Here is a 12954-nt window from a genome sequence, read left to right as displayed (position 1 = left end):
CGCTGCATTAACGCAGCAACGATAGCCGATATGCTGGGCGCCATAAACCTTTCAAAGGATTGCCGTCATGCACACTTCAACTGCTTCGCCCGAACGTCCGGACACAAGTGTCTGGCTGGCGATCTTCGCCGGACTTTGCGCCAGCCTGGTCAGCATCGGTCTGGCGCGTTTCGCCTACACGCCGCTGATCCCTTCGCTGATTCAGGCGCAATGGTTTTCCGCTCATGATGTGGTCTATCTGGGTGCGGCCAACCTGGTCGGTTACCTGATCGGCGCCCTCCTTGGCCGACCGCTGGCACGCCGGCTCACCCAGAGAAATGCCTTGCGACTGATGATGCTGGCGGTGACCGTGGCGTTCTTTGCCTGTGCGTATCCCGTGTCGGTGAGCTGGTATTTCGGCTGGCGCCTGCTGTCCGGGATCGCGGGCGGCGCGATCATGGTGCTGGTGGCCGCGACCGTGCTGCCCCATGTACCGGCCGCGCGCAAGGGCCTGGCCAGCGGCGCGATTTTCCTCGGCATCGGTCTGGGCATCGCCGGATCGGGCACGATTGTTCCGCTGCTGTTGAGCCTTGGCCTGCAAGCGACGTGGCTGGGATTGGGCGTTTTGTCACTGGCACTGACGGCATTGAGCTGGTTCGGCTGGCCTTCGGAGCTGCCCCATGCAATCACCACCACCGCTGAAGTGGAACCGGTCGCTCCGACACCGCCTGCTGTTTATCTGTTGTTTGCCCAGTACGCATTCATGGCCGCCGGGCTGGTACCGGCCATGGTCTTTCTGGTGGATTACGTCGCCCGGGGGCTGGGCGCCGGGTCGCACGTCGGCGCTCTGATCTGGGTCATGTACGGTCTGGGCGCCATCGTCGGCCCGGTGAGTTATGGCTTCCTCGCCGATCATCTTGGCGCGCGCACCGGCATTCGTCTGGTGCTGGTGGTGCAGGCGATCACCCTGGGTTTGCTGGCGGTTTCGCATTCGTTCCTGGCGTTGGCGCTGCTGGCGGTGGTCCTTGGTTCATTTCCGCCGGGTATTGTGCCGCTGGCATTGGCCCGGGTGCATGAGCTGGTGCCGGATCATCATCGCCAACAGGTGGCGTGGAGCCGGGCCACGGTGTCGTTCGCCACGTTTCAGGCGCTGGCGGGCTTCGCCTATTCGGCGCTGTTCAACGCCACGGGCGGACAACATGCGCTGCTCTTCGTGATTGCCTGCGGTGCCATCGTGATCGCGCTGATACTTGAGCACGCCATGAAACTGCTGCCCTCCTCCGTCGAACAACGCTGCTGCGCCGAATGACGGGAATCATTGCGCCCTGACTGCGTTCCCATCTACTGATCACTTTTTCAAGAGGAATCGAAAATGACGTTGCCCAATGAAATGACCCGAATCGAAATCACCGAACCGGGCGGGCCCGAGGTTCTGCAATCCCGGCGCGTCCCGCTGCCGGTCGCCGCAGAAGGCGAAATACTGATCCGCGTGCGTGCCGCCGGCATCAATCGCCCCGACGCCCTGCAACGTGCCGGCAAATACCCGATGAAGCCCGGCATGAACCCGATTCCTGGCCTTGAAGTAGCCGACGAAGTCGTGGCGATTGGCAACGGCGTCAGCACATTCGCGGTCGGTGACCGGGTCTGCGCGCTGACCAATGGCGGAGGTTACGCCGAATACTGCACGGTCCCGGCCGGCCAGGCCCTGCCGATTCCCGATGGGCTGGACTGGATTCAGGCAGCTGCAATTCCGGAAACCTTTTTCACGGTGTGGGCCAATCTGTTCGGCCTCGGCGGCGCCAGCCGTGGCCAGCGCGCCTTGATCCACGGCGGCACCAGCGGCATCGGCACCACCGCGTTGATGCTGTGCCGCGAGTTTGGCATCGAGGCCTTTGCCACCGCCGGAAGCGCCGATAAATGCGCAGCGATCCACAATCTGGGCGGCGAAGCGATCAACTACCGGGAACAGGATTTCGCCGCTGTCATCGCTGAAAAAACCGCCGGCCAGGGCGTGAACGTGATCCTCGACATCATGGGCGGCTCGTACCTCAACGGAAACATCAGCGCCTTGGGGATGGATGGGCGGTTGGTGATGCTCGGTTTCCTCGGTGGCGCGCGGGCCAATGACATCGATCTGCTGGCGATCCTCGGCAAACGTGCGGTGGTTACCGGCTCCCTGCTTCGCGCCCGTACCTTGGCGGAAAAAGCCGCCATCGCCGATCAACTGCGCGAACACGTCTGGCCGGTGCTCGCCGCCGGGCGCTGCCTGCCGATGATCGACAAAGTCTATCCGCTCACCGACGCAGCCAAGGCCCATGCCCACATGGAAGCGGGCGACCACATCGGCAAGATCGTGCTGAAGATCGACTGAGTCGTTGCAGCATTTTGTAATCGTTGCAGGCGTGCGGTGGTCGAAAATGTCACGCGCGGGTCAAGGCATCTGGTAAAAGCGTTCTTTGCCCGCGCTCTGGTGAAACGTTTAATGTTCTTTGCCTTCATGACCCGACTTCGACGCCGCCGTCTGGCGTTCGCCTGCATGGCCGCCCTGATCATCGGCGTGCCGGCTAGTTGTGCCGTGCTGGAACACACCGAACGCAAGCTGTTGTTCCGCATCGAACCGGGCACCGCCGGCTGGTATCACGGATTGCCCGGCAGCGTGCAGGAACTCGATCTGCAACCGAAGAGCTTCAAGGCCGGGCAAAACATTCACGCCTGGTGGTGGCCGGCGGAGCGCGCCAATGCTCCGGCCATCCTTTATCTGCATGGCGTGCGCTGGAACCTCACCGGGCAACTGTTTCGTATCGAACAATTGCGCGCGGCAGGTTATTCGGTATTGGCCATCGACTATCGCGGTTTCGGCCAGAGCCGTGGCGATCTGCCGTCGGAAAGCACGGTGTACGAAGATGCCCGGGTAGCCTGGGAACGCTTCCAGCTGTTGCAACCCGATCCGAACAAACGCCTGATCTACGGGCATTCATTGGGTGGCGCGGTCGCCATCGATCTGGCTGCCGAACTCGGTCGCGACGCCACCAGAAACCACACCCCACTGCCGGTTCGCGGACTGGTTATCGAATCCACCTTCACTTCATTGGCGGATGTTGCGGCAGCCGTGGCCAACACCTCCCTTCCAGTCCGCTGGTTGCTGTCGCAGAAATTCGATTCCATCGACAAGATCGCCGAGATCCACATGCCGTTGCTGGTGGTACACGGCCTGGCCGACGCCTTCGTGCCGTCGCGCTTCAGCGAGCAACTGTTCGCCGCCGCCCGGCAACCGAAACGCCTGCTGCTGGTGCCCGGCGCAACGCACAACAACAGCATGGCGCTGGGCGGACAGAACTATCGCAAGGCGATCGATGCGCTGATGCAAACCCGACCTGCCGCCCGAGTGGCGGGCGCTGCGGTACAGAAGAACCCGCGCGATTCCTGACGCCCCTTCCCCGCAGACCATCGGTCACCCCGAAAGGAAATTCTTGCAGCATCGGTTGGCAATCCGGCGTTCTAACGCTTTTCTGGATGGAGTCAATCCATGACGCTGCTTCGGCACACCCGGCCGCGCTGCGTTCCACTGCCTATTCGGGAGCACCCCCATGAAAATCAACCCGTACCTGATCTTCAACGGCGACTGCCGCGAAGCCTTCACGTTTTACGAGCAATGCCTGCAAGGCAAGCTCGAAGCGATGATGACCTTCGGCGAAACGCCAGCCGCCGAACATGTCCCCAAAGAGCACCACAACCTGATCATCCACACCTGCCTGAAAGTCGGGGATCAGATGCTCATGGCTTCGGACACCACACCCGACCGCCCCACCCAAGGCATGAGCGGTTGCTCGATTTCGCTGAATGTCGACAGCATCGCCGAGGCCGAACGGGTGTTTAACGCCCTGGCCAGGGACGGTCGCGTCGACATGCCGCTGGACGCCACCTTCTGGGCCGCGCGTTTCGGCATGCTGGTGGATCGTTTTGGCGTGTCGTGGATGGTCAATTGCGAAAGTGACAAGTGACGCTGTCATTGCACCGGACATGAAAAAGCCCGACCTCTTCAGGTCGGGCTTTTGCGTTCAACGCTGTGCAAGCTCATGCCGAACGCACTGTTCGTAGTACGTCTGCTTGACGGCCGCCGGCTTCAGCCGCGACGCGCTGTCGTAGGTCTGCTCAGTGATGCCCATGGCGGTCATGCGCATCCACGGTTGCTGGAACTTGCGCGCCTGCAGGCGCTTGCGCGCGCCATACAGGGAAATCCCTGACAGCTTCGACTGTTGCGCACCGGCGGCGATGTCCGAACCCCAGGTACACGCAAAACGATGGCTCTTGCTCAGTTCCCTGGCCTGGGCCTCCACCGCGAGCAGAGCGAGGGAAAGCGTTGCTACAGTGATGACAATCGTCCGCATATAGCCCACCTAACCTTTTGAAAAAAGGCGAGTTTGCCGGGACTTGAAACATTCGGGGGCCAGCAATTTGCCGCCTTTTTTCAGCCAATCTCTGCCGAAGGATGGCCATAAAGATGCGCTGCTCCACCGCCACCCGTCTCCCACCTCTCCCGCCCGTCAGCCGCCCGGCACTTTGCTTCGCCTCTGATTTTCCAAGATACATCCACCCGACGCGGAAGCCCGACGATGAACAGAACCATTGCAGCCCTCATGCTTGGAAGTCTTTTATCCGCCACCGTACCGCTGGCGATGGCGGGAAGCAGCGTCCCCCCTACCGGCATTCCCGGAGTCAATCAGGGAGGCACCGAATCCAAAGAAGACAAGGCCGACAAAAAGGGTGAAGAAGCCTCGGGGTCGAACTCCGGTGCAGAGTTCCACGAGACAGAGAAGGATGCGCAAACATCCAGTGGCTCAAAGGATGGGATGGAAGAAAAGAAACCCTGAACCACTTAGCCAGTTTTCGCAGGCATAAAAAAGCCGATCTCTCCGATCGGCTTTTGTATATGACGCTGATCCCGCCTTGGCAGGCCAGGACGATTAATTTCAGCGCTTGAGCTTGCGCTTGTTGCGGTACTGGTCGATCACCACCGCGACCACGATGATTAGTCCCTTGATGATGTCCTGTATGTAAGCATCGACCCCGACAAACGTGAACCCGCTGGCCATCACCCCAAGGATCAAAGCGCCGATTACCGTGCCGGTGATGCGCCCCACTCCACCCGCCAGACTGGTACCACCGATAACTGCCGCGGCAATCGCGTCCAGCTCATAGGACATGCCCATCCCGGCCTGCCCGGTAGCGGCGCGGGCCGAAGCCACTACGCCGGCCAGCCCCGCCAGCAGTCCGGCGATGCTGTAGACGATGACCAGATGGCGTTTGACGTTGATGCCTGAGGTGCGCGCCGCCTGCATGTTGCCGCCGATGGCGTAGGTGTATTTGCCGTACTTGGTGTAGCGCAGCGCGATGTGGAAGATCACCGCCACCACCAGAAAAATGATCACCGGCATCGCGCCGTGGCCGATGGCCGTGTAGGAGTCCGAGAGCATGCTCACTGGCTGGCCTTCGGTGTAGTAACGCGCCAGGCCACGGGCCGAAACCATCATGCCCAGTGTGGCAATGAACGGCGGAATCCCGGTGATGGCGATGATGCTGCCGTTGATCGCCCCCGCCAGCAGCCCGACACCGAGCCCGGCAATCACCGGAATCCAGACCGGCAAATCGGTCAGTGACGGGAACACCGCCCGGGCGAAATCCGAGGTCTGCGCCAGACTGGCCGCGATCATCGCCGACAACGCGAGCACCGAGCCCGACGACAGGTCGATACCGGTGGTGATGATCACCTGGGTCACGCCAATCGCCAGCAGGCCGATGATCGACACTTGCAGGATCATCAACACCAGCCGCTGAGAGTTCATCAGGAAGCTCTGGTCGCGCACGATCCAGCCGAACAGTTCGAACACCAGGCCGATGCCGATCAGCACCAGGAAAATGCTCAGCTCCGTCGGAAAGCGCCGGCGACTCTTGACCGGTGCCGTGGCCGGTTTGTTTTCCAGTATCGCGTTCATAACCACTCACCTTTCTATCGCATCATCGACGGCGGACTCGGCCACCAGCGGTATCCATTAATGAACCGAGGACAGGCCCGAGGCCAGTTGCATCACCCGCTCCTGAGTCGCCTCGCTGCGGTCGAGGGTGCCCATCAGGTCGCCCTCGTGCATGACCATCACCCGGTCACTCATGCCGAGCACTTCCGGCAGTTCCGAAGAAATCATGATCACCGCCATGCCTTCGCTGGCGAGGTAGGCGATGAGCCGGTAAATCTCGGCCTTGGCGCCTACATCGATGCCACGGGTCGGCTCGTCGAGAATCAGGATGCGCGGGTTGGTCATCAGCCAGCGGGCCAGCAAGGCCTTCTGCTGATTGCCACCCGACAGTGTGTCGATGCATTGCTCCAGCGACGGGGTTTTCACCCGCAGCTTCTTGCACATGTCTTCGCACAAGGCGCGCAAGGCTTTTTGCTGGATGAACCCGTGGCCGGCGTAGTGTGGCAGGACGGCCATTTCCATGTTTTCCAGCACCGAGAGGCACGGGAACAGACCGCTGAGTTTGCGATCCTCGGTCAACAGCGCGAAGCCCTTCTCGATCGCCATGTGCGGATCGCTGATGCGCACCACTTCGCCATCGAGACGGATCTCGCCACCGTCGCTGGGCGTGATGCCGAAGATCGCTTCGGCCACGTTGGTCCGGCCGGAGCCCATCAAACCGGCGATGCCGAGGATTTCCCCGGCATGCAGGTCGAAGGAGACGCCCTTGAAAATGCCATCGAGCTTGAGGTCGCGCACCGACAGCAACAGATCGCCGATCGGCTTTTCGCGCACCGGAAACAACTGGCTCAATTCGCGACCGACCATCATCGAGATCAGGCTGTCGCTGTCCATGGAATCGGCCCGCTGCAGGCCGATGTAGGCGCCGTCGCGGAACACCGCCACTTCATCGGCAATCGCGAACACTTCGTTCATTTTGTGGGTGATGTAGATGATGCCTTTGCCCTGGTTTTTCAGGTCGGCAATGATCGAGAACAGATGGGCGACTTCCTTGTCGGTGATGGCCGATGTCGGTTCGTCCATGATCAGGATGTCGGAGTCGTAAGACACGGCTTTGGCGATCTCGACCATCTGCCTTTCGGCGATACTCAGATTGCCGACCAGCTCTTCGGGGTCGAGGTTGATCCGCAGGCGCTCCAGCAGTTTCGCCGTGCAGCGGTGCATTTCCCGATGGTCGATCATGTGAAAGCCGTTGAGCTGCTCGCGACCGATCCAGATGTTTTCGGCGATGCTCATGTGCGGCATCAGGTTGAGTTCCTGGTGGATCATCGCGATCCCGGCCTGAAGCGCTGCCAGCGGCGTTTCGAACACCACCGGTTTGCCCCGCAGGCGCAGCTCGCCGACGTCTGGCTGGTAGATGCCGGCGATGATTTTCATCAGGGTGGATTTGCCCGCGCCATTCTCGCCCATGAGCGCCAGCACGGAACCGGGGCGTACCCGCAGTTGCACATCGGACAACGCCACCACACCGGGGAAACCCTTACTGACGTTGAGGATCTCCAGCAGGTACGGCTCTTCGACAGGTATTGCAGTGGGCGGGCTCCCCGTCAAAGGGGTGCTCGAAGCAGTCGCTGAAGCGAACATGATCAGGTACTCCATCAGCAAGGTCGCGATCGCCACCTTGCGGGCTTATTGTTGTTATTGAACGGACGGACTATTTGAACTGGTCAACGTTTTGCGGCGTGATCAGGCGGAATGGCACCCAGACCGCCGGCTCGACTGGCTCATTCTTCGCCATTCTCACCGCGGTATCGATGGAACCGTCGGCCTGACCCTTGGCGTCCTGGAACACGGAAGCGGCCAGGGAGCCCTTCTTCACGGCATTCAAACCGTCGGGCGTACCGTCGACACCCGCGATCAACACGCTGCCTTTGGCGACGCCGGCCTGTTGCAGGGCCATGGCGGCACCGATGGCCATTTCGTCGTTGTTGGAGACCACCGCGTCGAACTTGCGGCCCTGGGTCAGCCAGTCGTTGACCAGGGTCATGCCCTTGTCCCGTAGCCAGACGCCGCTCTGCTCCTGCTCGACCTTGATGTCCGGGTATTTGGCCAGCACCTCTTTAACGCCCTTGGTGCGGTTGGTGGTGGAGTTGTTCGCCAGGTCCCCCAGCAGAATCACGATATCGCCCTTGCCGCCCATCTTGTCGGCCAGGTACTGCATCTGCATCTCGCCGGCCTCCAGGTCGTTGGAAGCAACGGTTACCACGCCTTTGGGCAGGTTCAGGTCATCGGGGCGGCGGTTGACGTAGACCAGCGGAATGCCGGCCTTCACTGCCGCTTCAGTAATCTTTTTGGTGGCGGCGGTATCCACCGGATTGACCACGATGGCGTCGACTTTCTGGCTGATGAAGCTCTCGACCTGGCTCAGTTGCTTGACCACATCGCTGCGGGCGTCTTCGAACTGCAGCTTGACGCCGTCGGGATAGGACTTGGCTTTCTTGTCCATGGATTCGCGCAGGTAGGTCAGCCAGGTGTCATCGAACTGGGACATGCTGACGCCGATCTTCATATCGGCCAGCGCAGCGCCGCTGGCGAACATCAGGGACAAGGCCAGTGAGGCAAAACGGGTCTTGGTCTTCATGAAAAGTCTTTCTCCACATTCTTGTTGGTTTTATGGATGAGGCATGACGATTTCAGTAAGCGGACAAGCAGTCGAAGCGTTGGAACGTATCCCGAGACAGTGAATCTGGAATCGACTTTATTGGAAAATATTTTCCATATCAACCTGTTTTAGAATTTTATTATGATTTTATTCCATGGCTTGCAAACTCACTCAGTTCCACTACCTGACGACGTTTGAAACTCAGGCGCGCAGCGTCTAGCACGCGGGTTGTCGCCAGTGCATCACGGGCGTCCACGGGCAGTGGGCCACCGTTTTGCAACGCGATTTGTAGCTGCAAATAGAACTGACTCCAGCAGCCGCGCTCAGACGGAACCCGCTCACGCTCGTCTCCGTGTTCGAACCAGCCCCAACGGCGGTGCTCTTCGACGCCCCAGCGCTCGCCTTCGGTTTTCGGCGAGAGCCCGGCCAGTGCCTGGGCCTCTTGCCCGTCCAGACCCTCGACGCTGTAACAGCCCAGCGTGCCGCTCACCCGAAAGCGCGGGCCAGGGCTGTTTTGCAGGCAACTGCCACCCAGATGCGAGGTCACGCCGTCGACGTGGGTCAGGGACATGAAGAAGCCGTGATCGAAGGCCTGGTCTTTTTCCAGGTAGTCCAGTTCCGCGTAGACCCGTGTCACCGGACCGAACAGCAACAGCGCCTGATCGACCAGATGACTGCCAAGGTCGCGCAGGAAACCACCGCCGCTGCCGTTGTGAACCGACGACGGCGAGTAACGCTCGATACGCGACTCGAACCGGCTGACCTGGCCCAACGCGCCGGATTCGATGAGTTTGCGCACGGTTAAAAAGTCCGAATCCCAGCGCCGGTTCTGATAGACGCTGAGCGGTACATTTTGGCGCTCGGCCATGGTGATCAGGGTTTGCGCCTGCTGCCAGTCGGCGGCGAACGGCTTGTCGCTGACCACCGCCACGCCGTGTTCGATGCCGTCGAGCACCAGTGCCGGCCGGCCCTTGAGGGGCGTCGATACCACCAGCACATCAATCCCGGCTTCCACCAACTGGCCGATGCTGTCGAAGGCCGGCACACCCGGATGCTCCGCCGCCAGCAACTGTCGGCGCTCCGCTGAACGGGTGACCACGCCTACGAACGTCGCCGCCGGCAGACTGCTGATCAGCGGAGCATGAAAAAACCGGCCGCCATGGCCGTAACCGACAAGTCCGATGCGCATACAAGTATTTCCCTGAATAAAACGCGGACCCTGTGGGAGCGGGCTTGCCCGCGATGGCGGCGGCACATTCCACATTGATGTGCCCTGACAGACCGCAATCGCGAGCAAGCTCGCTCCCACAGGGATTTGCGTCAGCTGTAGAAATGGGGACGGTCCGGCAGTGCAACGTTGACGATCGCCCCGCTGTTCTGCGCTTCGATGCACGCGTCGGCAGCAACAGCGGCGGCGAAGCCATCCCACGCCGACGGTCCACCCACCTGCCCCGCCCGCACGCCATCGATGAACGCCTGCAACTCGACGTCATAGGCCGCGATGAAGCGATCCTTCCAGTCCATCAGAATCGCGTTGGACAGCTTGGCACCGCTGCGCAATTGAACCTGGGACGGCTCCGGCAATTTGGCGATGCCGGTCTCCCCCACCACTTCGCACTGGATGTCGTAGCCGTACTGGCAATTGACGAAGACTTCCACGTCGATGCGCGTGCCCTTGGCGGTTTCCAGCAGCACGATCTGCGGATCTTTCAAATGCGCGAGGGCTTTGCTGCTCTTGCGCGGGAACACCACCTGCACCGAGACGTAATCGTCATCGAGCAACCAGCGCAGTACGTCCAGCTCATGGATCAACGTGTCGGTGATCGCCATGTCGGTCTTGTAGTTTTGACCCACGCTCGGGTTGCGGTGCGCGCAATGCAGCATCAACGGTTCGCCGATCTGGCCGCTGTCGATCACCGACTTCAACGCGCGATAACCTTCATCGTACGGACGCATGAAACCGACCTGCACCAGCCGTTTGCCGTGGGCGACTTCGGCCTCGACGATCTTGCGGCAGCCTTCGGCGGTGACCGCCAGTGGTTTCTCGCAGAACACCGGTTTGCCCGCCGCAATCGCGGCCAGCACGAACTCTTCGTGGCTCGGGCCCCAGGAGGTGACGAGGATCGCCTCGACGTCCGGCGCCTGGATCAGCGCATGGCCGTCGGGATAAACCTCGGCGGTCAGCTTCAGGTCAGCGACGACCTTGGCCGCCTGCTGCAGATTGATGTCGGTGACCGCCACGACCTGGCTGTTGAGCAAGGTCTGGCTGCAACGACGGATGTGGTCCTGGCCGATGGCCCCGGTGCCGATGACGCCTAGCCGCAACGCTTGGGAAAGCAATGACATGAAAGGATTCCTTGTGGTTGTTCGATTCAGGGCAATCAGTACTGACGGGCCTTGGCCAGTCGTTCGTTCAGGGTTTTGGCCACGGCGTCGGTGCGGGCGCTGGTGGAGACTTGCGCCACGCCGACCCGCCACCACGACAGATAACCGTGAATCATGGTCTTGGGCAGAACCTTGATGTCGATCAGGGTCGAGACCGTCTGCAAGCGCGCATCGGCCAGCGCCGCCTGCAGTTCTTCAACGGTGTTCACCTTGTAGGTCTTGCAGCCGTAGGCCGCCGCGCTCATGGCGAAATCCACCGGCACGAAAGCACCGTCGAGCTTGCCGCTCTGCGGGTTGCGGTAACGGAACTCGGTGGCAAAGCTGTCCATGCCGTTGCCCATCTGCAGGTTGTTGATGCAACCGAAGGTCATGTTGTCGAACAGCACCACGTTGATCTTGCGCCGCTCCTGGATCGAGGTGGCGAGCTCCGAGTGCAGCATCATGTAAGAGCCGTCGCCTACCAGCGCATAGACCTCGCGCTCCGGCTCGGCGAGCTTCACGCCCAGCGCGGCATTCACCTCATAGCCCATGCACGAATACCCGTACTCGACGTGATAGGTGTTAACGCCCTTGCTGCGCCAGCTGCGCTGCAAGTCACCGGGCAGGCTGCCGGCGGCGGCGACGATGACCGCGTCATCGGCGAGGGTTTCATTGAGTACGCCGAGCACGCGGCTCTGGGTCAAGCAGGAACCGGTCAGCTCGATGAATTCGCGCAACACCGCCGGATCGAGGTGGTCGTTGATTTCCGGGATGAAATCCCGCGCCTGATAGTCAATCTGATGCAGGCGATCCACTTCCTCATCCAGTTGCGCCCGGGCCTGACGGGGTTGATCGCCCCAAGCGGAACGGTAGTCGCCCAGCGCTTCGGCCAGCGTCGACAAACCCGTCCGGGCATCCGCCAACAGTTGCACACCGTCGAGTTTCAGCGCGTCGCACGGGCTGATATTGAGGTTGAGACATTGCACGTCAGGGTGCTGGAACAAGGATTTCGACGCGGTGGTGAAATCGCTGTAGCGAGTGCCGACCCCGATGATCAGATCCGCTTCCCTGGCCAGCAGGTTTGCCGCCAGGCAACCGGTTTCGCCAATGCCACCGACGTTCAGCGGATGGTTGGACACCAGCGCGCTCTTGCCGGCCTGGGTTTCGGCGAAAGGAATATCGAAGCGCTCGGCAAACGCCTGCAACGCCGCGTTGGCGCCCGAGTATTTGACGCCGCCACCACAAATGATCAGCGGTTTGCGCTTGCCTTTGAACAGTGCCACGGCATCGCCGAGCATCGCTTCTGTGGCCGGACGACGCTCGATGCGGTGCACGCGTTTTTGCAGGAAGTAATCGGGATAGTCGTACGCCTCGGCCTGCACGTCCTGCGGCAAGGCCAGGGTCACGGCGCCCGTTTCGGCGGGGTCGGTGAGCACGCGCATGGCGTGGATCGCTGCGGTCATCAATTGTTCGGGACGGTTGATGCGATCCCAGTATTTGCTCACGGCCTTGAACGCATCGTTGGTGCTGATGCTCAGGTCGTGGAACTGCTCGATCTGTTGCAACACCGGGTCCGGTTGACGGCAGGCATAGACATCACCCGGCAACAGCAGCAAGGGAATCCGGTTGGCGGTCGCGGTGGCGGCAGCGGTCAGCATGTTCGCCGCGCCCGGCCCCACGGACGAGGTACAGGCGTAGATCTTGCGCCGCAAATGCTGCTTGGCGAAACCGATTGCCGCATGGGCCATGCCTTGTTCGTTGCGGCCCTGATGGACGATCAGGTCACCGCTGTCCTGCTCCAGTGCCTGCCCCAGACCCAGCACGTTGCCGTGGCCGAAAATGGTAAAGATCCCGGCGACGAACTTGCTCTGAACGCCATCGACCTCGATGTACTGGTTGTCGAGGAATTTCACCAGGGCCTGGGCCATGGTCAGTTTTGTTGTGGTCATAACCGCACCTTTCAAATTCAGATCCGAT

At 61.1% G+C, this 12954-nt stretch carries 12 protein-coding genes; 5 read left to right on the top strand and 7 right to left on the bottom strand.

Going from position 1 to position 12954, the window contains the following annotated elements:
• The first annotated feature begins 67 nt into the window (after positions 1–67).
• The 4 genes from C1X29_RS17420 (at position 68) to C1X29_RS17405 (ending at position 3980) form a co-directional block, all read left to right on the top strand.
• Positions 68–1288, top strand: a complete 1221-nt coding sequence (locus tag C1X29_RS17420; RefSeq protein ID WP_102717982.1) for a YbfB/YjiJ family MFS transporter — start codon at positions 68–70, stop codon at positions 1286–1288.
• A 63-nt stretch (positions 1289–1351) separates the two neighbouring features.
• Positions 1352–2350, top strand: a complete 999-nt coding sequence (locus tag C1X29_RS17415) for an NAD(P)H-quinone oxidoreductase (RefSeq protein ID WP_102717981.1) — start codon at positions 1352–1354, stop codon at positions 2348–2350.
• A 111-nt stretch (positions 2351–2461) separates the two neighbouring features.
• Positions 2462–3406: an alpha/beta hydrolase gene (locus tag C1X29_RS17410; protein WP_102688404.1), complete on the top strand. Its 945-nt coding sequence runs from the start codon at positions 2462–2464 to the stop codon at positions 3404–3406.
• A gap of 160 nt (positions 3407–3566) precedes the next feature.
• Complete coding sequence (locus C1X29_RS17405; protein WP_102717980.1) at positions 3567–3980, top strand: VOC family protein; 414 nt, start codon at positions 3567–3569, stop codon at positions 3978–3980.
• 57 nt (positions 3981–4037) lie between these two features.
• Here C1X29_RS17405 and C1X29_RS17400 read toward each other — a convergent pair whose 3' ends face one another.
• The gene (locus tag C1X29_RS17400) at positions 4038–4367 is read right to left on the bottom strand and encodes a hypothetical protein (protein WP_085747785.1); all 330 of its coding nucleotides are present in this window, start codon (positions 4365–4367) and stop codon (positions 4038–4040) included.
• A gap of 225 nt (positions 4368–4592) precedes the next feature.
• Here C1X29_RS17400 and C1X29_RS17395 point away from each other — a divergent pair, with 225 nt between their 5' ends.
• A complete protein-coding gene (locus C1X29_RS17395; protein WP_102717979.1) occupies positions 4593–4850 on the top strand; it encodes a hypothetical protein in 258 nt (85 codons plus the stop codon).
• A gap of 99 nt (positions 4851–4949) precedes the next feature.
• Here the strand turns inward: C1X29_RS17395 and C1X29_RS17390 are convergent, their stop codons facing one another.
• The 6 genes from C1X29_RS17390 to iolD all read right to left on the bottom strand — a co-directional run bounded on the left by C1X29_RS17390 (position 4950) and on the right by iolD (position 12926).
• Positions 4950–5972, bottom strand: coding sequence for an ABC transporter permease (locus tag C1X29_RS17390; RefSeq protein ID WP_007956055.1), 1023 nt, complete (start codon positions 5970–5972; stop codon positions 4950–4952).
• Between the two features lie 57 nt (positions 5973–6029).
• Positions 6030–7595: a sugar ABC transporter ATP-binding protein gene (locus C1X29_RS17385; protein ID WP_102717992.1), complete on the bottom strand. Its 1566-nt coding sequence runs from the start codon at positions 7593–7595 to the stop codon at positions 6030–6032.
• Positions 7596–7665: 70 nt separating this feature from the next.
• Complete coding sequence (locus C1X29_RS17380; RefSeq protein ID WP_007956051.1) at positions 7666–8592, bottom strand: sugar ABC transporter substrate-binding protein; 927 nt, start codon at positions 8590–8592, stop codon at positions 7666–7668.
• Between the two features lie 160 nt (positions 8593–8752).
• Positions 8753–9802, bottom strand: coding sequence for a Gfo/Idh/MocA family oxidoreductase (locus tag C1X29_RS17375; RefSeq protein WP_102688402.1), 1050 nt, complete (start codon positions 9800–9802; stop codon positions 8753–8755).
• Between the two features lie 131 nt (positions 9803–9933).
• On the bottom strand, positions 9934–10959 hold the full coding sequence (locus tag C1X29_RS17370) for a Gfo/Idh/MocA family protein (RefSeq protein WP_102717978.1): 1026 nt from the start codon (positions 10957–10959) through the stop codon (positions 9934–9936).
• A gap of 35 nt (positions 10960–10994) precedes the next feature.
• Entirely contained in the window at positions 10995–12926 is a 1932-nt protein-coding gene (iolD, locus tag C1X29_RS17365) for a 3D-(3,5/4)-trihydroxycyclohexane-1,2-dione acylhydrolase (decyclizing) (protein ID WP_102717977.1), read from the bottom strand.
• Positions 12927–12954: the final 28 nt, after the last annotated feature.

It is taken from the genome of Pseudomonas sp. GW456-12-10-14-LB2, from assembly GCF_002884345.1.
Taxonomy (GTDB): domain Bacteria; phylum Pseudomonadota; class Gammaproteobacteria; order Pseudomonadales; family Pseudomonadaceae; genus Aquipseudomonas; species Aquipseudomonas paraglycinae.
The sequence above is the reverse complement of the archived record's forward strand: the minus strand, read 5'-3'. Positions and strand labels throughout refer to the sequence as shown.